The 20183-nt window shown below is 67.5% G+C and carries 17 protein-coding genes and 1 tRNA gene; 14 read left to right on the top strand and 4 right to left on the bottom strand.

The annotated features are described in order from the left end of the window. The first annotated feature begins 60 nt into the window (after positions 1-60). On the top strand, positions 61-1401 hold the full coding sequence (locus AC1REK_RS18585) for a homoserine dehydrogenase (RefSeq protein ID WP_316017984.1): 1341 nt from the start codon (positions 61-63) through the stop codon (positions 1399-1401). 75 nt (positions 1402-1476) lie between these two features. Then, positions 1477-2475 carry a class II fructose-bisphosphatase gene (gene glpX, locus AC1REK_RS18590; RefSeq protein ID WP_327523872.1) on the top strand — a complete coding sequence of 333 codons (999 nt, stop codon included), beginning with the start codon at positions 1477-1479 and terminating at the stop codon, positions 2473-2475. Positions 2476-2503: 28 nt separating this feature from the next. Here the strand turns inward: glpX and AC1REK_RS18595 are convergent, their stop codons facing one another. Beyond that, on the bottom strand, positions 2504-3193 hold the full coding sequence (locus tag AC1REK_RS18595) for a TetR/AcrR family transcriptional regulator (protein WP_492268913.1): 690 nt from the start codon (positions 3191-3193) through the stop codon (positions 2504-2506). Between the two features lie 178 nt (positions 3194-3371). Here AC1REK_RS18595 and AC1REK_RS18600 point away from each other — a divergent pair, with 178 nt between their 5' ends. Genes AC1REK_RS18600 through AC1REK_RS18610 form a run of 3 tightly spaced genes read left to right on the top strand, consistent with a single transcriptional unit; the run spans position 3372 to position 6295 of the window. Beyond that, entirely contained in the window at positions 3372-4370 is a 999-nt protein-coding gene (locus AC1REK_RS18600; RefSeq protein WP_327520436.1) for an efflux RND transporter periplasmic adaptor subunit, read from the top strand. A 3-nt stretch (positions 4371-4373) separates the two neighbouring features. Beyond that, a complete protein-coding gene (locus AC1REK_RS18605; protein WP_492268912.1) occupies positions 4374-5621 on the top strand; it encodes an ABC transporter permease in 1248 nt (415 codons plus the stop codon). Further along, positions 5618-6295 carry an ABC transporter ATP-binding protein gene (locus AC1REK_RS18610; RefSeq protein ID WP_492268911.1) on the top strand — a complete coding sequence of 226 codons (678 nt, stop codon included), beginning with the start codon at positions 5618-5620 and terminating at the stop codon, positions 6293-6295. Before AC1REK_RS18605 ends, AC1REK_RS18610 begins: the two co-directional genes overlap by 4 nt. 15 nt (positions 6296-6310) lie before the next feature. Here AC1REK_RS18610 and AC1REK_RS18615 read toward each other — a convergent pair whose 3' ends face one another. Both AC1REK_RS18615 and AC1REK_RS18620 read right to left on the bottom strand, forming a co-directional pair. Next, a complete protein-coding gene (locus AC1REK_RS18615) occupies positions 6311-7021 on the bottom strand; it encodes an RlmE family RNA methyltransferase (protein ID WP_316017885.1) in 711 nt (236 codons plus the stop codon). 14 nt (positions 7022-7035) lie between these two features. Beyond that, positions 7036-8094: a Ppx/GppA phosphatase family protein gene (locus AC1REK_RS18620; protein WP_492269125.1), complete on the bottom strand. Its 1059-nt coding sequence runs from the start codon at positions 8092-8094 to the stop codon at positions 7036-7038. A gap of 278 nt (positions 8095-8372) precedes the next feature. Between AC1REK_RS18620 and glpK the strand changes: the two genes are divergently transcribed. From glpK to AC1REK_RS18655, 7 genes are all read left to right on the top strand, one after another. Next, positions 8373-9875, top strand: a complete 1503-nt coding sequence (glpK, locus tag AC1REK_RS18625; RefSeq protein ID WP_492268910.1) for a glycerol kinase GlpK — start codon at positions 8373-8375, stop codon at positions 9873-9875. A 479-nt stretch (positions 9876-10354) separates the two neighbouring features. Then, positions 10355-10428, top strand: a tRNA-Gln gene (locus tag AC1REK_RS18630). Positions 10429-11089: 661 nt separating this feature from the next. Beyond that, positions 11090-12691, top strand: a complete 1602-nt coding sequence (locus tag AC1REK_RS18635; RefSeq protein ID WP_492273818.1) for an L-lactate permease — start codon at positions 11090-11092, stop codon at positions 12689-12691. Positions 12692-12704: 13 nt separating this feature from the next. Beyond that, positions 12705-12902, top strand: a complete 198-nt coding sequence (locus AC1REK_RS18640) for a hypothetical protein (RefSeq protein WP_316017882.1) — start codon at positions 12705-12707, stop codon at positions 12900-12902. 96 nt (positions 12903-12998) lie between these two features. Then, on the top strand, positions 12999-14603 hold the full coding sequence (ggt, locus tag AC1REK_RS18645; protein ID WP_492268909.1) for a gamma-glutamyltransferase: 1605 nt from the start codon (positions 12999-13001) through the stop codon (positions 14601-14603). Positions 14604-14900: 297 nt separating this feature from the next. Then, positions 14901-15320, top strand: a complete 420-nt coding sequence (locus AC1REK_RS18650; protein WP_327520365.1) for a hypothetical protein — start codon at positions 14901-14903, stop codon at positions 15318-15320. Positions 15321-15417: 97 nt separating this feature from the next. Continuing rightward, the gene (locus tag AC1REK_RS18655) at positions 15418-17703 is read left to right on the top strand and encodes a hypothetical protein (RefSeq protein WP_492268908.1); all 2286 of its coding nucleotides are present in this window, start codon (positions 15418-15420) and stop codon (positions 17701-17703) included. Positions 17704-17735: 32 nt separating this feature from the next. On the opposite strand, the gene AC1REK_RS18660 is transcribed toward AC1REK_RS18655, so the two are convergent. Continuing rightward, positions 17736-18746, bottom strand: coding sequence for a SphA family protein (locus AC1REK_RS18660; protein WP_492268907.1), 1011 nt, complete (start codon positions 18744-18746; stop codon positions 17736-17738). Between the two features lie 178 nt (positions 18747-18924). Between AC1REK_RS18660 and AC1REK_RS18665 the strand changes: the two genes are divergently transcribed. Together AC1REK_RS18665 and AC1REK_RS18670 are read left to right on the top strand one after the other, a co-directional pair. After that, positions 18925-19170, top strand: coding sequence for a hypothetical protein (locus AC1REK_RS18665; protein WP_327520362.1), 246 nt, complete (start codon positions 18925-18927; stop codon positions 19168-19170). Positions 19171-19417: 247 nt separating this feature from the next. Beyond that, positions 19418-20104: a hypothetical protein gene (locus tag AC1REK_RS18670; protein WP_327520361.1), complete on the top strand. Its 687-nt coding sequence runs from the start codon at positions 19418-19420 to the stop codon at positions 20102-20104. The last annotated feature ends 79 nt before the right edge of the window (positions 20105-20183 follow it).

Consider the following 20183-nt stretch of genomic DNA (forward strand, 5'->3'; position numbering starts at 1 on the left):
CCGCATGCGGTTGCGCCGTTGACTCGGGGCACGCCCCATGCGACCCCGCGCGGCATGACCATGCACGCTCCGCCCCCTGACTCCCGACCCCTTCGCGTCGGTATCGCCGGCCTCGGCACCGTCGGTGCGGCGGTCGCCACCATCCTGAAGCGTCAGGAGAACGCGCTCGCCGCCCGCTGCGGCCGGCCGGTGCGGGTCACCGCCGTTTCGGCACGGGACCGCAACCGCGATCGCGGTATCGATATTTCCGGCATGAGCTGGTTCGACGATCCGGTCGCGCTGGCCGCTTCCCCCGAGATCGACTGCCTGATCGAATTGATCGGCGGCTCGGACGGGCCGGCGAAGCAGGCGGTCGAGGCGGCGCTTTCCGCCGGCAAGCATGTCGTCACCGCCAACAAGGCGCTGCTCGCCGCCCATGGCGTCGCGCTCGCCGAACTCGCCGAGAGCAAGGGCGCGGCGCTCGCCTTCGAAGCCTCTTCGGCCGGCGGCATCCCGGTGGTCAAGACGCTGCGCGAGGCGCTTTCGGGCAACAATGTCAGCCGGCTCTACGGCATCCTCAACGGCACCTGCAATTACATCCTCTCGCGGATGGAGCTGGAAGGGCTGACCTTCGAGGCCTGTCTGAAGGACGCGCAACGTCTAGGCTATGCCGAGGCCGACCCGACCTTCGACGTCGAGGGCTTCGACACCGCGCACAAGCTCGCCATCCTGACCAGCCTCGCCTTCGGTACGAAGATCGACGCCGAAGCGATTCATGTCGAAGGCATTTCCTCGATCACGCCGCTCGATCTGAAGATGGCCGACGAGCTCGGCTACCGGATCAAGTTGCTCGGTGTCGCCGAGCGCACCAAGACCGGCATCGAGCAGCGCGTGCACCCGACCATGGTGCCGAAGTCGTCTGCCATCGCCCAGGTCATGGGCGTCACCAATGCCGTCACCATCGATGCCGATGCGGTCCGCGAGATCACCCTGGTCGGCCCCGGCGCCGGTGGCGGCCCGACCGCCTCGGCGGTGATCGCCGACATCGCCGACATCGCCCGCGGCACCGCCGGCCTGCCTTTCGGCATGCCGGTCGCCCGGCTCGAGCAGCCGACGCGGGCGCCGATGCAGCGCCATGAGGGAGGCTATTATATCCGCCTCGCCGTCGCCGACCGGCCCGGCGCCGCCGCCGCCATCGCGACCCGCATGGCCGAGGCGAACATCTCGCTGGAGAGCATCGTCCAGCGCCGCTCGGAAGCTGCCGCGGCACGCGACCCCGGTGGGCGCTCCGGCGCTCCGGTCCCGGTCGTCCTGATCACCTATGCGACCAGCGAGCAGGCGATCCGCGGCGCGCTGGAGAAGGTTGGCGCCGACGGGCATATTTCGGAAGCGCCGCAGGTCATCCGCATCGAACGCGAATAGGGTCGTGGCCGGCCGGCGGCGGGGCGCCCCGCTGCCGATCGCCCGGTTGCCGCCTGCCGAAACAGAGGAAAGCCCATGTCCGTCGATCTTCGCATCTCGCCCGACCAGATCATCGAGCGCTATCTCTCGATGGAACTCGTGCGCGTCACCGAGCGCGCCGCCGTCGCCGCCGCCCGTCTGCGCGGCCATGGCGACGAGAAGGCCGCCGACCAGGCTGCCGTCGACGCGATGCGGCGCGAACTCAACCGCCTGCCGATCGACGGCGAGATCGTCATCGGCGAGGGTGAGCGCGACGAGGCGCCGATGCTCTATATCGGCGAGAAGGTCGGCAACAAGCAGGGCCCGAAGGTCCATATCGCCGTCGATCCGCTGGAAGGCACGACGCTTTGCGCCAAGGACATGCCCGGCTCCATCGCGGTGATGGCGATGGCCGGCGCTGGCCATCTGCTCTATGCGCCCGACGTCTACATGGACAAGATCGCCATCGGCCCGGGCTACCCGACCGGTGTCGTCGACCTCGACGCCTCGGCCGCGGACAACATCAACGCACTGGCCAAGGCCAAGGGCGTGAAGCCGCATGAGATCAACACGCTGATCATGGACCGCCCGCGCCATGAGAAGCTGATCGCCGAAGTCCGCAAGACCGGCGCCTCGATCCGCCTGATCACCGATGGCGACGTCGCCGGCGTGATCTTCTGCACCGAGCCGGAGAAGACCGGCATCGACCTCTATCTCGGCATCGGCGGCGCCCCGGAAGGCGTCCTCGCCGCGGCGGCGCTGCGCTGCGTCGGCGGCCAGATGCAGGGCCGCCTGATCCTCGACACCGAGGAGAAGCGGGCCCGCGCCGCTACCATGGGCGTCAAGGACCCCAACAAGAAGTACGACATGGCCGAGATGGCCTCCGGCGACGTCATCGTCTGCGCCACCGGCGTCACCGATGGCGGCATGCTCTCGGGCGTGCGCTTCGGGCCCGAGGTGATCGAGACCGAGACGATTGTCTACCGCTCGATCACCGGCACCGTCCGGCGGATCTATGGCGAGCATCGCGAATTCGCGAAGTTCAACCTCGATTGAGACGCGGGTTGCGGTGATGACGGCGGGTTCAGCGCGCCGTCATCACCGCCCGCATGAAGCCCGGCTCGACGAAGATCACGCTGCCGTCCGGCAGGCCGAGGATCCGGTTGACTGCGAGACCCAGAAATTCGAAGCGCCGCTCCAGCGCTTCGATCGCGGCTTCCTCCTCCGCGGTACCCGAGACCGCGATAGCGCGCGCCCAGGCATCATGGGCGCTGGCGCCCAGATGCAGGATCGTCTCCGCCGCATCCTCCGGCTCCGACACGGCGAACACCCCCTCAGTTGCCCCCTCCGCAATGATGCCGGCGAGCACCGGCAGCATCACCGCGATCGAGGCGGCGTTGACCCGGTGGTAGAGCACGATGTTCTCCGGGCGGAAGACGACGTCGAATGCCGCCCGCAGCTTCGGCGCATCCTCCAGATTGGTCTGGCGCGAGCGGGCGAGGAAGCTGTTCAGACGGGCGAGGGCGCCAAGGGCGGGGTCGTCGAGCACGTCGCGGACCCGGGCGACCGCCTCGTGAGCCAGACGGACGGCGAGCGCCTCCAGCAACTCCTCCTTCGAAGCGAAGTGGTGGTAGAAGCCGCCCTTCGAAATCCCCGCCTTCGCGATGACGTCATTGATCGTCGTGCGCTCATAGCCCTGCTCGAAGAACAGCGCCTGCGCGCAGTCGAGTAGCTCGCTTCTGCGATCCTCCGGATGTTTGACGATGCGCGGCATAGAGCTCCGATCTCGCATTTTCTTGACGACCGACCGTCGGTCTGTAAAATGACCGACGGTCGGTCTGATATAAGATAGGTCTGAGACAGGGCCCGATGCAACGGCGATGCGGCATCGAGTGGCCTGTCTGGAAGCACGATTTCGTCAGGCTGAGGTCGATGCCCGCGAGGAGTATGCCGTGAAGATCGTTCGCAGCCTCGTCGTGCTCGTCGCGCTGTCAGGGGCGGGCGCGGCCTTCTGGTCCTATAGCAGGCCCGCGGCTGTCGCGACCGTGACCGCCAAGCGCGGCGACGCCGCCGATATCGTCTACGCGACGGGCGTGGTCGAGCCTCGCAACTGGGCCAAGGTTACGCCGCTCGTGCGCGAGCGCATCGTCGAGCGCTGCGATTGCGAGGGCCGCCGGGTCGAGAAGGGCGAGATTCTGGCCAGGCTGGACAGCGTCCTCGCCGAGACCGCCCTTGCCGAACTCAAGGCGCGCCACAAGCTGGCCGCCGCCGAGCATGAGCGCCAGGCCGTTCTGGTCGAGCGCAATGTCATGAGCCAGCAGGCGCTCGACCGGGTCCGCAGCGAGGTCGGGCAGGCCGCCGCGCTGGTTGCCGGCCAGACCGCCCGGCTCGAGAACTACATCCTGCGGGCGCCGATGAGCGGCACTGTCCTGCGCCGCGATGGCGAAGTCGGCGAGATCGCCGAACCCGGTACAGTGCTGTTCTGGATCGGCGAGGCGAAGCCTCTGCGGATCGTCGCCGAGGTGAACGAGGAGGATATCCCGCAGGTCAGGCCGGGCCAGCGCGCCCTGATCCGCGCCGACGCGTTTCCCGGACGGACGCTGGAGGCGACCGTCGACAGCATCACGCCCAAGGGCGACCCGGTCGCCAAGAATTACCGCGTCTATCTTGCTCTGCCTGACGACACGCCGCTGCTGATCGGCATGACCGCCGAACTCAACATCATCGTGCGCGTCGCGCGCAACGCGCTGCTGCTGCCCGTCAACGCCGTCCAGGGCAATGCCGTCGTGCTCGCCGAGGGCGATGTCGCGCGGCGTCGCGAGCTCACGATCGGCATTCGCGGCACCGGCGAGGTCGAGGTCCTGTCGGGCTTGCCCGAAGGCGCGCGCGTCATCGCGCCCTATCCGGACAAGCTCGGCGACGGTAGCCGCATCCGGCTGCGGGATGGCTGAGCCATGCGGCTGATCCTGACACTTGCGCTGACGCATATCCTGGGGCGGGGGCGGCAGACGCTGGTCGCCGTGCTCGGCGTCGCGCTCGGCGTCGGCTTCTCGATCGCCATGGCCTCGCTGATGCAGGGCGGCGAGGACGACTTCGTCGCCAAGCTCGTCGACACCATGCCGCATGTCGACATCACCGACGAGCGCCGCGCGGCGCGCCGCCAGCCGGCAGAGGACGCGTTCGCGACGCTTCACATCGCCGGTTTGCGGCCGAGGGACGATCGGCGCGGCATCCTGAATCCGACCGAAGCGACCGCGATGCTGCGCGCCTGGGTGCCCGGCAAGATGGCGCTCAGCCTGAAGACGCAGGGCGTGGTGCGCTATGCCGGGCGTGATGTCGGCATCGGCATCATCGGCGTCGAACCGCTGGCCGAGATGCAGATATCCTCGCTGACCAAGGATTTTCGCGAAGGCAGTTTTGCCTCGCTGATCGCGGGCGGCAACAACATCGTTGTCGGCAGCCGGCTGGCCCAGCGTCTCGGCGCCGGGCTGGGCACGACGGTCACGGTCGTCTCCGCGACCGGCCAGAGCCGCGCCTTCAAGATCGTCGGCCTGTTCCATACCGGCACGACCGCCCGCGACGAGGGCGAGGGCTATGTGCTGCTCAAGAACGCCCAGATCCTGAGCGAGCGGCCGAACGCGATCAACGAGATCCGGCTGAAGCTCGACGATCCGAATGCTGCGCCGCAGGTGGCACGGCGCGCCGAGGCGCAAATCGGCTACAAGGCCGTGGCCTGGCAGGAGGCGAACGAATCGCTGCTCGAGGCTTTGGTGATCCGCAACGTCATCATGTACACCGTTGTCGGCGCCATCCTCCTCGTCGCCGGCTTCGGCATCTTCAACATCATCTCGACGATCACCCATGAGAAGGCGCGCGATATCGCCATTCTCAAATCGCTGGGGTTCACCGAGGCCGATATGCGCCGGCTTTTCCTGCTGGAAGGGCTGGCGCTGGGGGCCTGCGGCTCGCTGATCGGTTGGGCCGTCGGCTTCGGACTCTGCTTTGCGCTCTCGCTCATACGCTTCGAGTTGTCGGGCGCGGCGGTCGCGCAGGAGATCACGCGCCTGCCTCTGGCCTGGAGCATCTGGCACTATCTGATCGCCGCCGGCTTCGCGCTGACCTCGGCCGGCATCGCCGGCTACCTGCCGGCCCGGCAGGCGGCGCGGCTCAACCCGGTCGACATCATCCGGGGGGCGACATGAGTTCGCTCGTCGAGACCACGGGCCTGACCCGCATCCTGCCCGCCGCCGTACCGGTGACGCTGGTTCAGGATGTGACGCTGTCGATCGGCGAGGGCGAGTTCGTCGCGATCACCGGCCCGTCCGGCTCCGGCAAGTCCTCGCTGCTTTACCTGCTCGGTCTGCTCGACCGGCCGAGTGCCGGCGCGCTGCGCATCGGCGGGCGCGACACTGCCGACCTCAGCGAGCGCGAGCGGGCGCAGATCAGGCTGGCGACGCTCGGCTTCGTCTTCCAGTTCCACTTCCTGCTGCCGGAGTTCACCGTGCGCGAGAATGTCGAGATCCCGATGCGTCGACTCGGCCGCCTTGGTGCAGGCGCGATGCGCGAGCGCTCGACGCAACTGCTCGAGGCGCTCGGCCTGGCCGGCCATCTCGACAAGCGGCCCGACCAGCTCTCCGGAGGCCAGCGCCAGCGGGTCGCAGTCGCCCGGTCGCTCGCGAACGATCCGCCGCTCGTGCTGGCGGACGAGCCCACCGGCAGCCTCGACAGTCGGAACTCCGAGCAGGTCTTCGCGATCCTCGATGCGCTGGTGCGCGAGCGCGGCAAGACGGTGATCGCCGTGACCCACGACACCGAGATGGCCGCAAGGGCGACCCGGCGCATCCATCTCGTCGACGGCAGGCTGGCCGAGAGCTGAGGCGCGCTGCGCGGCTCAGTCTTCCGCCGCAGGCTCGCTTTTGCGGCGAAAGCCCGTCGCCAGCACGTAGAGCTCGGAGGAATCCGCCCGACTCGCCGCCGGCTTGAGATTGCGCACGCTGCTGAAGTCGCGCTTCAGCTGGCCGAGCAGCTCGGCGCTGTCGCCGCCCTGGAACAGCTTGGCGAGGAAGAACCCGCCCGGCGCCAACACGTCGTTGGCGAATTCGAGTGCGGCTTCGGCCAGCGCGATGATCTTGAGGTGGTCGGTCTTCTTGTGGCCGGTGGTGTTGGCCGCCATGTCCGACATCACGCCATCGGCCTTGCCGCCGAGCTTCTCGGTGAGGATCGCCGGGGCCTCCTCCGCCATGAAGTCGAGCTGGATCAACTCGACGCCCGGGATCGGATCGACGGCCAGCAGGTCGATGCCGACGATCCGGCCCTTGCCCTTGTCGAGGCCGATCTTCGCAGATGCGACCTGGCACCAGCCGCCCGGCGCGCAGCCGAGATCGATCAGCTTCTGGCCGGGCTTCAGGAATTTGAAGCGCTCGTCCATCTCGGCGAGCTTGAAGGCGGCCCGCGAGCGATAGCCCATCTCGCGGGCGCGCTTCACATAGGGGTCGTTGAGCTGGCGCTCGAGCCAGAGCTGCGAGGAATGGCTGCGCTTGGCCGGCTTCTTGACCTTGACGCGCAGGTCGCGGGCGCCACCGCTCGGTTTTGACGGGTTCATGGCTTCGACTTAGCTCATTGCCGGCGTCGCCACCAAGCCCGGTCTTCATGCATCATGCGCAGGAGGATGCCTTCGCGCAGGCCGCGATCGGCGATCCGTACCATCGGGCTCGGGAAGGCGCGCCGGATCGCCTCGAAGATGGCGCAGCCCGCGAGCACGAGATCGGCCCGGTCGCGGCCGATGCAGGCATTGGCCTGTCTTTGCGCGTAGTCCATCGCGACGAGCTCATCGATCACGCTCAGCACGTCGGCTTCGCGCATCCAGAGTCCATCGACCTGGCGCCGGTCATAGCGCGGCAGGCGCAGATGGATGCCGGCGACGGTGGTGACGGTGCCGGAGGTGCCGAGCAGGTGGAAACCGGGCGCCTGGCGCGCCGCTGCCGCCTTGTCGGCGAAGGGTTTCAGAGCGGCGCTGCAATCGGTGACCATGCGCTCGAACAGGTCGCGCCCGACCTCGACGCCGCCATAGCGCTCGGCGACCGAGACCACGCCGATCGGCAGCGAAGCCCATTCGCGGATTCGGGAGGCCGGATCGCGGCCAGACTCGCGCCCGCCGAGCCAGACGATCTCGGTCGAGCCGCCGCCGATGTCGAAGACGATGACCGCATTCGCTTCCGGTGCTGCCAGGGCGGCGCAGCCGGTGACAGCGAGCGAGGCCTCGGTGCGCTGGTCGACGATCTCCAGCTCGAGTTCCGCCTCGCGGCCGACTCGCTGCACGAAATCGACCCCGTTGGTCGCGGAGCGGCAGGCCTCGGTGGTGATCAGCCTGGCGCGGGTGACGCCGCGATGGTCCATCTTGCTCTTGCAGATCTTCAGCGCCTCGACGGCGCGTTCCATCGCTCCCTCGCAGAGCCGGCCGCTGGCCGAAAGCCCTTCGCCCAGCCGGACGATTCGCGAGAAGGCGTCGACGACGCGGAAGCCGTGCTGGGCCGGCCGTGCGATCAGCAGCCGGCAATTATTGGTGCCGAGGTCGAGGGCGGCATAGGTCGCAGAACTGCGGCGTTGGAACGCCGGAGTGGCGAATCCACCGGGGGTGGTCGCGGCGCGATCCGTCGTCGCAGCGACCGCTGCCACGGCGGGTCGGTCCGATTCCTGGCGGTCCTCGACCGTCACTTTGCAATCCTTCGCCGGTCAGGCCGTCGCGGCAGCCTGCCGGGAGCCCGGCACGAGGCCGGAACGTTTCCATTCTCGGGCAGCGTAACAACAGCGCCTCGCGCCTGCCAAGCAGAACCTGCGAAAGCAAAGCATTGTAGGCGGGGAAGCTGGCCGCTTGCCTGGAAGCCGGCTTGGCGGCAAAGCTCCCGCAGCGCCGGGCATCAGCATCGCGGCGGGAATGGCTAGGGAGAGACGGTATGGCGGCGCGGCGCATGATCCTGGCGATCGACCAGGGCACCACTTCATCGCGTGCCATTCTCTTCGACGATCACCTCCACCCCGTCTCCAATGCCCAGCAGGAGTTCGCACAGCACTTTCCCGCCTCCGGCTGGGTCGAGCACGAGCCGGAGGATCTTTGGGAGAGTACGCTCGCCGTCTGCCGCCAGGCCCTCGCCAAGGCGCAGGTGAGCGCGGCCGAGGTCGCGGCTATCGGCATCACCAACCAGCGCGAGACCACGCTCGTCTGGGACCGGCGCACCGGCGAGGCTATCCACCGGGCCATCGTCTGGCAGGACCGGCGGACCTCGGAGCGCTGCGCCGCGCTGGAGGCACAAGGCCATGGCGACCTTGTCGCCGCCCGCACCGGCCTGCGGCTCGACCCCTATTTCTCCGGCAGCAAGATCGCCTGGATTCTCGACAATGTCCCCGGCGCGCGCGAACGGGCGGACCGCGGCGAGCTTGCCTTCGGCACGGTCGATTCCTTCCTGCTCTGGCGGCTGACCGGCGGGCGCGTCCACGCTACGGACGCGACCAATGCCTCGCGCACCATGCTGTTCGACATCCACAAGGGATGCTGGGACGCGGACCTGCTCACCCTGCTCGATATTCCCGCCTCGCTGCTGCCCGAGGTCCGCGATTGCGCCACCCTGTTCGGCGAGAGCGAGCCGGAGCTGTTCGGCGGCGCCATCCCGATTCGCGGCATCGCCGGCGACCAGCAGGCCGCCACCGTCGGCCAGGCCTGCTTCTCGCCGGGCATGCTGAAATCGACCTATGGCACCGGCTGCTTCGCCCTGCTCAACACCGGCAGCAAGGCGGTTGCCTCGAAGAATCGGCTCTTGACCACCATCGCCTACCAGCTCGGCGGCGAGCGCTGCTATGCGCTGGAAGGCTCGATCTTCATCGCCGGCGCGGCCGTGCAATGGCTCAGGGACGGGCTCGGGATCATCGAGCGGGCCTCGCAAAGCGGGCAGCTCGCGGCCAATGCCGACCCCGGCCAGCATGTCTATCTCGTGCCGGCCTTCACCGGGCTCGGCGCGCCGCATTGGGACGCCAATGCGCGCGGCGCGATGTTCGGCCTGACCCGAAACACCGGCCCGCGCGAATTCGCCCGCGCCGCCCTCGATTCGGTCTGTTTCCAGACCCTCGACCTGCTCGAGGCGATGCGCGCCGACTGGCCGGAAGCCGAGGGCGCCGGCACGGTGCTGCGCGTCGATGGCGGCATGGTCGCCTCCGACTGGACGATGCAGCGCCTCGCCGACATCCTCGCGGCTCCGGTCGACCGGCCGGAGGTTCTCGAGACCACGGCGCTGGGCGCCGCCTATCTCGCCGGGCTCGACGCCGGCCTGCTGCCGGAGCCGGCGCAGTTCGGCGATCGCTGGCGGCTGGAGCGGCGCTTCTCGCCCGAGCTGGCCGAGACTGCACGCCGCTCGGCCGTCGCCGGCTGGCGCGATGCGGTGCGCCGGACGCTGAGCGCCAGCTGATTCTTGCCGCTCGGCATGAGGCGGCCATCGCCGCTGCTCGGTCGCGCGGAACCCGGGTCGATGCGCCACAGTTCAGGGCCGGGCAGGGGGCTTTGCGCGCAGTCTCGCCCGATCTCCCGCATCCAGGCGCGTAAGCCGCCTGGATGCGCTTCCTCTCGGTTGCGCAAGGCCGCAGGCGAGCGCTTCGAATCAGGCTCGGCGGAGGCGCCCCGCGCATCGCCTGCGCGTGCGTGCCCCTTTTCAGGCCCTATAGCAGGCAGCGGCGAACCCTGCCGGGCAGGCGCTGTGGACCGCCTTCCGCAATCCCGGCGCCGGAACCCTGCTGGCCCGGCGCTTTCCGTCATGGCCGTTTCGCGCCGTTCGGCGTGAGGCTTGTCCGTCCCCGCACGCGACTTGTCGAAATCTGTCACACAAGGCTTGCAACCGGCGCCGAGGTTGTTTAGACCCGCGCCATCCGACGCGACGCACAGCGCGCCCGTTGGGGGATCGTCTAACGGTAGGACCCCAGACTCTGACTCTGGTTGTCTAGGTTCGAATCCTAGTCCCCCAGCCATTCTTTTGGCTGTCGTTTCTAAATAACTGAAATTGCTAACAGACCTGCCGCCGATGCTTGGCCTCTAGGCATGGCTTGCCTTATGCGTCAGTCGTAGCTCGTCCATTGCTGATTCCAGCCGCGGCAGGCTGAGAGGAGAGCGGAGTTCCCGCCTCGCCCCGACGGAGATGAAGGTGGCCCGCGCCTCCTTCGGCGTCGTCATGCCGAAGGCCCTGCGCGCCGCCTGGGCTGATCAACCGGAAATCTCCAGCAAGGCCTAGTCCAGGAGGCCGCAGGCGGTCGTGACCCGCGAAGCGCGCTTCATGCTCGGGCGCGCGCGCCCCGACCGTTGCGCTGCAGGTACAAGACTGCGGCGGGCCTGTGACGGGACGCGTTCAGGGGGGCTCTGGCGCCCGTCTCCATCTGCCCAATGGTCAGGTTGTTCTCAAGGAATGGATGCCTCCCTGGTTGATTTGAATCAACCCATGGCTTGCCTCGCTATCGTAACCAATGCTGAGGATCAGCGCATATCTGCGTTCAGTCTCGATTCAAACAAGCATCATGCTTGTTGTTTTACCGTGGTGGGGATGATCATTTTTCTGCGTTGGTGCGAGATCAATTTTCATCTCATCACAAAGTAGAAAGGTATTACATATTGTTGAGTGTTGATCTGCTGGGTTGGGTGCTGGCATCGGTTCCCATCGTGCTCCTCATTGTCCTCATGGTCGGCCTTGGCTGGACGGCACAACAGGCGGGCACCACTGGCATCTTCATCGCGGCCGCGGTTGCCGCTTTCTCCTTCGAGACGCCGGCTCGGACCCTGGCGGTGGCCTCGGCCAAGGGCATCTGGGATGCGATCCCGATCCTCTACGTCATCTGGCCGGCACTGCTGCTCTACCAGATCATGAACCAGTCCGGCGGCTACGACGCGCTGCGCCATGGCATTGCCCGGATGTCCCGCAACGAGCTGTTCATCATCGTCGCGCTCGGCTGGGTCTTCACCTCGTTCCTGCAGGGCATTGACGGCTTCGGCACGCCGATCGCCGTGGTCGCCCCGCTGCTCGTCGCCTTCGGCATGAAGCCGGTCTACGCGGTCGCGATCCCGATCATCGCGCATATCTGGGCGAAGTTTTACGGCACGCTCGGCGTTGGCTGGCTCGCGACCCTGCAGGTCGTCGATCTCGACGCGGCGACCGTGTTCTCGACCGGCGTCCAGGCGGCCCTGTTGATCGTCATCCAGGCCGTGCTCGGCGGCTTCGCCGTCGTCTGGCTCTATGGCCGTTGGCCGGCCGTGCGCGCCGGCTGGCCGCTGGTCCTGATCATCGCCGCCATCCAGGGCTTCGGCCAGGTCGCCACGGTCTGGATCGACCCGGTGCTGGCGGCGTTCCTGCCGGCGACGGTCGCGCTGCTCGCGCTCTACCCGCTGTCGCGCTGGTCTCGCTACAGCCGGCCGGTCGAGGGCATTACCGAACGTCCGGCCATGCGCGAGGACGCGCATCTGGACGATCGCGGTGCCGAGCCGCCCATGGGCACCCTGACGGCGCTCGCCCCCTATGGCCTGCTGACCGTGCTGGCCACGGGCACCTCGCTGATCGAGCCTCTGCGCCAGTTCCTCGATGGGCCGGCTGTTGGCTGGGCCTTCCCGGCCGTGGCCACCGGGCTCGGCGTCACCACGGCTGCGACGGAGCAGTACTCAGCCCTGCGCTTCCTCAGCCATCCCGGCGCGACCATCCTGCTGACTGCGCTGATCGTCTGGATGATCTTTGCGGGCAAGGGCTACTTCGCGCAGTGGGCGCAGCGGACCGGCAAGGCGCAGCCCGGTGTTGTCTGGGGCCTGATCGCCAGCGCCGTGCCGGCCTCGGTGCCGATCCTCGCCTTCCTGACCATGGCCTCGATCATGAAGCATTCCGGGCAGAACACGATGCTGGCGCTCGGCATCGCCGAAGTCGCTCCGGCCTATGTCTTCGCCTTCCTGGCGAACGGCATCGGCGTGCTCGGCGCCTTCATCACCTCCAGCAGCACGTCGTCCCAGGTGCTGTTCTCGGAGCTGCAGGTCACGCTGGCGCGCGCCAAGGGCCTGCCGGAAGCAACGATCCTGGCCGCGCAGAGCGCCGGCGGCGCCATCGGCAACGCCATCGCCCCGGCCAATGTGGTGATGGGCGCCAGCACCACCGGCATCAACGGGCAGGAGGGCGCGATCCTTCGCAAGACGATCCCCTGGACCATCCTGGCCTTCGTCGTCACCGGCGTCGCCACGGTCGTCCTCGTCCTCGTGACCCAGTGAACGGAGACAACCGATGATCAAGCGAATCCTGCAGAATCGCCTGTCGTATCTCAGCGTTTCGTTCCTGCTGTTCCTCGCGGCGCTGCCGCTGATCAGCATCGGAACGACCAATGACTGGCGCCTGGTTTCGACCGCCGGAATGGTCGCCCTCAGCATCGCGGCCGTGATCCCGCCGCTGCAGCGCCTCCTCTTCCCGCCGAAGCCCAACTGACGACGCTGCTTCGTCCACGAAAAGCGAAGAAAGGACATCATGATAAACGCGAACGGGCCGAGGACCGGCCGACCGGCAATCCACGCGGCGAGGGGAATGGTGAGCTCGCCTCACTACCTCGCCTCCGCCTCCGGGCAGGACGCGCTGCGCCGTGGCGGCAGCGCGGTCGACGCGGCGATCGCCATCAATGCGACGCTCTGCGTGGTCTATCCCCATATGGCCGGCCTTGGCGGCGACGCCTTCTGGCTGATCGCCGGCGGCAGCGCCAAGGGCGTCGAAGCGATCGAGGCGAGCGGCCCTGCCGCGCGTCTTGCGACACGCGAATTCTACAAGGCAAACGGCCATAGCGAGCAGATTCCAATGCGAGGCCCGCTTGCGGCGCTGACTGCGCCCGGCGTCGTCGATGGCTGGCGTCTCGCGCATGAGCGTCATGGCAAGCTGCCGTGGAAGGACCTGTTCGCCGACGCGATCGCCTATGCCCGCGACGGCATGGCGATCTCCCGCTCGCTTGCCGACTGGCTGGTGACGGACGAGGCCATCCTCAACAACGACAAGGATATGGCGCGCATCTTCCTGCCGAAGGGCAGGCCGCAGCGCGACGGCGAGATGCTGGCCCAGGCCGACCTGGCCAGGACCTTCGCCTTCCTCGCCGAGCATGGTCCGCGCGAAGGCTTCTACGAGGGGCCGATCGCGCAGGAAATGGCGAGGTCGCTCGAGGCGCAAGGTTCGCCGCTGCGGCTCGAGGATATCACCGGCTATCGGGCACGCTGGGCCCAGCCGATCTCGACCGGCTATCGTGGCTACGAGGTGTTCCAGCTGCCGCCGTCGACGCAGGGCTTCGCGGCCCTGCAGATTCTCAACCTGCTCGAAGGCTATGACGTAAAGAGCTGGGGCAATGACACGGCGGCCTATTACCACCACCTCGTCGAGGCCATCAAAGTCGCCTTCGCGGATCGCGACGAGTGGCTGAGCGACCCCGCCCATGTCGACATCCCGCTCGAACGGCTCCTCTCCAAGGACTACGCCGATGAGCGCAGGAAGCTGATCGATCCCGTTGCCGCCCGTCCCTTCGACACGATCGAGCCGGGTATCAGCTTCGGCAGCGCGGCCAAGCGACAGGCCCCCTCGGGCGACACCGTCTACTTCTGCGCCGCCGATTCCGACGGGCTCGTGGTCTCGAACATCCAGTCGATCTATCACGACTTCGGCGCGGCGGTGGTGGCCGGCGATACCGGCATCGTCATGCAGAACCGGGGCTCGTTCTTCTCGCTCGATGCCTCGCATCCGAACAGCCTCGAACCGGGCAAGCGTACCTTCCACACCATCATTCCGGCGATGTTGATGAAGGACGGCAAGCCGGCGCTGGCCTATGGCACCATGGGCGGCGAGGGACAGCCGCAGACCCAGGCTGCGCTGCTCACCCGGATCATCGACTTCGGCTTCAACGTGCAGCAGGCGATCGAGGCGCCGCGCTGGCTGATGGGGCGGACCTGGGGGACGGCGTCGCGCGATCTCGCGCTGGAGGCCCGCATGCCCGACGAGGTGAAGCGCGAGCTGCGCCTGCGTGGGCACCCGGTGAAGATCGTGGACGGTTGGGACGGCACCCTGGGCCATGCCCAGGCGATCCGCATCGACCACGAAAACGGAACCTATGAAGGCGGCGCCGATCCGCGCGGCGATGGCATCGCCCTCGGCTTCTAGGACCGTGGGCCGAAAAGCGGAGCCCGTTCTCCGCAGAGAGCCGATGCTCTGACAAGAAGCTGGATCGCCCGCGTCCGACTGGAGGGGCGGCGATCCAGCCCTGGGCCTCGGCGGGCCGCCAATGTGGCGATCGAGTTCCGCGCGGCCTCCGCCGGCTGTAACCGTTACAGGCCCCAGGCTCGCTTCCCGCTTGTGACGATCCGTCAGACATTGCAGGCTGTTCCCATCGGGCATGCGGGCCTTCGGGCGATCCGCGCGAGCTGCGTGATTCGAGCAAGAGAGCGAGGCAGGTGAACCATGAGGCGAGGCCAAGGGCTATTGGCGGTGTTGCTGCTTGCCGGCGCCGCGACCGCATCCGAGGAAGCGTCGGCCCAGGCTTCGCCGGAGCGCCTGCAGGGCGCCTGGGCGACCAATGCCGCGACCTGCGATCAGGTCTTCACCAAGCGCACCGGCAGGTTGGTCTTCAACAAGAATTCGGCCGAGGGTTGGTCGGGCTTCATCGCGACGGGCAAGCATATCCGTAGCCCCAATGCGAGCTGCGACGTGATTTCGTCGAAGCAGAAGGGCGATGTGCTGACCTTCCTGCTCGGCTGCGAAAGCGAGATCATCTTCGAGAATGTGAGCGTCTCGGTCCGCTTCAAGCCCGATGGCGGGCTCGTCCGTTTCGATCCGGAGTTTCCCGAGGTCGAGACGCCTTATCACCGCTGCGACGGGTGACATGAGGGGCGCCGAGCCGGCCTGAGGTGCCATCGGGTTTCCTGGCAGGCTGCCGAAACAGGAGGGATCCGGGATGCGAGCCAGCTTGAGAGCCAGATTGTCGGGAACGGTCGCGCTGGTTGCGGTCATCGGCCTCGTCCTGCCGCCGACAGCGGGCTTTGCGCAGGGCGCGCGTCCCGCAGCAGCGCCAGGTGCCGCCGCGGCGCCGAGCCCGGTCGCAGACGAGGCCGAGATCGGCTGGCCGCGCGTCGTTCCCGATGGCGAGCGCGACATCACCGTCTATCAGCCGCAGATCGAGCGCTGGCAGGACGGCACGCTGGAGGCCCGGGCCGCTGTTTCGGTGGAGCGCCCGGGTGCTGCGTCGCCGACGCTCGGCGTGGTCTGGCTGAAGGCCCACACCGACGTCGACCGCGAGAACGATCTGGTGACCCTCGGCAATATCGAGGTTGTCCGGGCGAGTTTCCCCTCCGATGCAGCCAACGCCGAGGCCTATGCCGCAGCCTTGCGCCAGCACGCCGGCGGCGGCCTGCGAACCCTCTCGCTGTCGCGCCTGCAGGCTAGCCTCGCAGTGTCCGAGGCCGAGACCGGGGTGAAGGAGGTCGCGGTCAGGAACGACCCGCCGAAGATCATCTACAGCGAGAACCCGGCCATGCTGGTCCTGGTCGACGGCAAGCCGCAATTGCGCCAGATGACCGGCAGCAAATTGCTGCGCGTGATCAATACGCCGGCGCTGATGCTCTTCGACGAGGCGGGCGCGAGCTATTATCTGCGCGCGCTCGGGCATTGGTGGACGGCGAAGGCGCCGGAAGGCAGCTGGAGTGTCGCGAGCCAGCCGCCGGCGAGCCTCGCGGCGGCGCTGAAGGCTGCGGGCTCGCGCGCCAATCTGATGGACGAGGCGCCGCCCGACATCGCCGAGGCCGTCGCGGCGGGCGCGACCCCGGCGCTGCATGTCAGTCTCGAACCGGCCGAACTGATCCAGACGGTCGGGCATCCCGAATACGCGCCGATTCCCGGCACGCAGCTGCTCTACGTCAAGAACACGGGGAGCCAGCTCGTCGTCGATGTCGCCAGCCAGGAGAATTACCTCCTGGTCTCCGGCAGGTGGTTCCGCGGCAAGTCGCTGCAGAACGGGCCGTGGGAGTTCGTCGCCAGCGACAAGCTGCCGGCCGACTTTGCCAAGATTGCCGAAAGCCATCCCAAGGGCGAGGTGCTCGCTTCGGTGAGCGGAACGGTACAGGCGCAGGAATCGCTGATCGACAACCAGATCCCGCAGACGGCGGCCGTCGATCGCAAGAAGGCCAAGGCCACAGTTCACTATGACGGCAAGCCGGAGCTCAAGCCGATTCCGGGGGCTGGGCTAGACTATGTCATCAACGCTTCGCTGCCGGTCATCAAGGCTGGCGAGGCTTATTATGTCGTCGAGAACGGGGTCTGGTTCACCTCGGCCAGTCTTTCCGGCCCCTGGCTGGTCGCGACCGAGGTGCCGGCCGCGATCTATGCGATCCCGGCAGACTCGCCGCTGCATTACGTGACCTACGCCAAGGTCTACCGCGCGACGCCCGACACCGTCTATGTCGGCTACACGCCGGGCTATTTCGGCACCGTCGTCGCGCCTGGCGGCGTCGTGGTCTACGGCACCGGCTATGCCTATCCGGCCTGGATCGGCTCGGCCTGGTACCCGGCGCCATTGACCTATGGCTATGGCTCAGCCTTCGGCTGGGGCGCCGTCACCGGTTTCACCCTGGGCGCCGTTGCCGGGGCGGCCTGGGCCGGCGGGGCCTGGGCAGGGCCCGGCTGGGGCTGGGGCGGTTGGGGCTGGCATGGTGGCGGCAATGTCGTCGTCAACAATTTCAACTTCAACCAGGCCAACATCTATAATCGCTGGACCAACAACTCCGTGCATTCGCGGATCGATAACCGCATCGGCAATCGTACCGACGGTCGGATCGGCAACCGGGTCGATGGCCGCGCCGGCAATCGCCTCGAGAACCGTGCCGGCGAGCGCGGCAATCTCGCCGGTGGGGCTCGCACGCGCGAGGCGGCGTCGAACCTGCGGCAGAACCATCCCCGCGCCAACGATCTCTATGCCGGGCGCAATGGCGAGGTCATGCGCCGCGGCGCCGATGGTTGGCAGAGGCACGAGAACGGCCGTTGGCAGAATGCCGGCGGCGGCGATTTCAGGCATTTCGACCGCGAGCAGGCGGCGCGTTTCCGCGGCGAGGGCCTGGAGCATTTCCGTGGCGGCGGCGGTTTCGGCGGTGGAGGCTTCGCCGGCGGCGGCTTTCGCGGCGGTGGCTTCCACGGTGGAGGGGGCTTTGGAGGCGGCTTCCATGGCGGGGGATTCCATGGAGGAGGTTTCCACGGCGGCGGTTTCCGGCGCTAGCGGCGCCGGACCCTTGCCTGGTCCCGCCGGATCTAGTGCTTGACGACTTTTGGCTCGGGCGCGGCCTTGGGCGATGGCGCAGGCCCGAGCGGGAAGGCGACGCTCACCAGCACGCTCGTGCCCTGCGGCCGGTTCTCGACGCTGACCTCGCGCATGATCTTCAGGCGGGTCGACACCGGCGTTCCCGCGATGTCGAGATTGTAGCCGATCGTGCCGCCGACAGCGGTGACGCGCCCCTTATAGGGACCGAGCGAGGCGCCGGCGCCGCCATCGCCGCTGACCTGATGGTAATGCGAGGCGAGGACGCCGATCGAGAATTCCTTGCTCAGATACTGGGTGATCGCCAGATCGGCGTGGAAGGCGTTGCCGCTTCTGTAGTCGGTAGCCTGGTTCGTGCCGTTGATTTCGAAGCCGACGGTCGTCGAGATATCGAGGCCGATCTTCGGATCGAGCCAGGTCGCCGCGGCGTAGACGTCGCCGATCCAGCGGTTGAATGCGACGTTGGAGAGCTGGCCATCCTGATAGGCGCCCGCGGGAATGCTGACGGCGCCGCCGACCAGCCAGTGGAAGTTCCCGGCATGCCAGCCGAGTGAGCTGGTGACCACCGGGTCGCCGATGTTGAAGGTCGCGTCGCGCAGGCTGAGGCCGACTGCGCGGCCGAAGCGGGGCGCCGCGATCACTGCGCCCGCGCTGACCCTGGGCGTCCCGAACGGGATCGAGACTGCGAAGGCAAGGTTGCCGCCGAGAATCTCGAAAGGCGTCACCCAGGTCGGAGTCGCGAAGTTGATCCTGGCCTCGACTTCGACATTCGAGAGGATGGCGCCGCCGAACTGGGTCTGCTTGCGGGCCGAGAGACGGCCGGAATAGGAGTAGAAATCGTTCTCGAAATAGAAGCCCGGCGGCGGAATGATGCCGGCGCCGGGGCCATGCAGTCCGGGAACGAAGAGGCTCGCCCCGCCTTCCGTCGCGGCCAGCGGCGTATGGATCAGGCTGCCGCAAAGGCAGGCAGATGCGCCAAGCAGAGCGGCCTTGAGTCGCTGCATTACCGGCCTCCCATGCGTCGTGACGAAGCCTGGGGTGCTTTGGCCGTAACCGTCAAGCCGAGGCGCAAACAGGCCGGGTTTGAAAGCTCGATCGCGGCGCAACTGTTACGGCTGCACCCGACGGCACTTCACCGATATGCTCCCCCTCTACGCCTCACGAAATGGTGAACGCGTGGCTATGGAACAGGCGCAAAGACGCGGGCTCGCACGCCTCATGCTTCGCTGGCCGAACAGGCGCACGGAGCTGCGCGAGAAGTTTGCCCGCGATCAGCGTCTCGTGGAGCTTTGCGAGGCCTATGAGGCCGCCTGCGAAGCCGCTGCCTACTGGGCGAAATCCGCCGCGGCGGTCGGCAAGCAGCGGGCAGAGGAATACAACGCGCTCGCATCCGCGACAGAACAAGATATTCTGGAGAGGATTTCCTAACTTCACGGCTTCCGGTGCAGCGTCCGGACCTGCGGTGCACCTTGCCAAGTGAACTGTCGTTGCGCCATTGTCATAGTGATCGGGGAAGCTGTTTTTCAGTCCAGGCTTTGGAGGCGGAGCAATGGACGAAAGTGTTTCGGCCCACGGCGCTGAGCCGCCACCTGGCGAGATATTTGAATCGCTCCAAATTCTACTCGCTAACGACGCGCTACGATTGTCGGAGCGCAACAGGCGCTTTCTGTCCTTCGTGGTAACGCAGACCATCGAAGGTCGCTCGGACCGTATCAAAGCCTATTCGATCGGTGTCGATGTCTTCGGCCGGGATGACAGCTTCGACCCGACGGTCGACCCGATCGTCCGGATCGAGGCGACGCGCCTGCGCTCGGCCCTGACGGCCTATTATGAAGGCGCCGGGGCAGGGGACCGCATCAGGATCGCCATGCCGCGCGGGGGGTATGTGCCGAGCTTCGCCTGGTCGCCCGACGTCGCGGACAGCATGGTCGCAGCCAAGGCTATGACAGCGGGTGAGGCCAATGCCGCGCCGGCGGCCACCGTGGTGATTCACGACCATTCCGGCCATGCCGATCCGGAGGCCGAATTGCGCGGCGAGCTCTTCACCGATGCACTGCTCGTTCTGCTGCGCAAGGCGCGCTTCAAGACGCTCGTCGTGCCGCCGGCGGAGCGAGCGGCAGCGTCGGGCTCGATCCAGGCCCTGTTCGAGAAGCCCGGCGAATCCTACCTGCTCGATATCGCGGTGCGTCCGCTGGCGGAGCGCAGCCGCTATTCCTGGCGCTTCAGCGACCTGCGCAACGGCGAGGTGCTGGCTTCGGACTTCCGCGATTACTTCGCCAGGGCAGTGGCGGGTTTCGAGTTGATCGATGAACTGGCCCAGGACGCGGCGAGATCGATCACGGCAGTGCTTGCGCTTCGGTGACGTCGGCCGCCCGCCAGCAAAGCTGATACAGTTACACGCTTATGCCGGGCCTACCCCCATGCGAGCTTCTCGCCGCGCG

The sequence above is a fragment of the Allobosea sp. GW823-FHT02B03 genome (assembly GCF_058797755.1).

Bases quoted from the DNA above. Each gene is read 5' to 3' on its own strand.
- AC1REK_RS18660 (WP_492268907.1), bottom strand. From the start codon at position 18,746: ATGCAGCGACTCAAGGCCGCTCTGCTTGGCGCATCTGCCTGCCTTTGC.
- AC1REK_RS18665 (WP_327520362.1), top strand. From the start codon at position 18,925: ATGGAACAGGCGCAAAGACGCGGGCTCGCACGCCTCATGCTTCGCTGG.
- AC1REK_RS18585 (WP_316017984.1), top strand. From the start codon at position 61: ATGCACGCTCCGCCCCCTGACTCCCGACCCCTTCGCGTCGGTATCGCC.
- AC1REK_RS18605 (WP_492268912.1), top strand. From the start codon at position 4,374: ATGCGGCTGATCCTGACACTTGCGCTGACGCATATCCTGGGGCGGGGG.
- AC1REK_RS18610 (WP_492268911.1), top strand. From the start codon at position 5,618: ATGAGTTCGCTCGTCGAGACCACGGGCCTGACCCGCATCCTGCCCGCC.
- ggt (WP_492268909.1), top strand. From the start codon at position 12,999: ATGGTGAGCTCGCCTCACTACCTCGCCTCCGCCTCCGGGCAGGACGCG.
- AC1REK_RS18650 (WP_327520365.1), top strand. From the start codon at position 14,901: ATGAGGCGAGGCCAAGGGCTATTGGCGGTGTTGCTGCTTGCCGGCGCC.
- AC1REK_RS18640 (WP_316017882.1), top strand. From the start codon at position 12,705: ATGATCAAGCGAATCCTGCAGAATCGCCTGTCGTATCTCAGCGTTTCG.
- glpX (WP_327523872.1), top strand. From the start codon at position 1,477: ATGTCCGTCGATCTTCGCATCTCGCCCGACCAGATCATCGAGCGCTAT.
- AC1REK_RS18615 (WP_316017885.1), bottom strand. From the start codon at position 7,021: ATGAACCCGTCAAAACCGAGCGGTGGCGCCCGCGACCTGCGCGTCAAG.
- glpK (WP_492268910.1), top strand. From the start codon at position 8,373: ATGGCGGCGCGGCGCATGATCCTGGCGATCGACCAGGGCACCACTTCA.
- AC1REK_RS18595 (WP_492268913.1), bottom strand. From the start codon at position 3,193: ATGCCGCGCATCGTCAAACATCCGGAGGATCGCAGAAGCGAGCTACTC.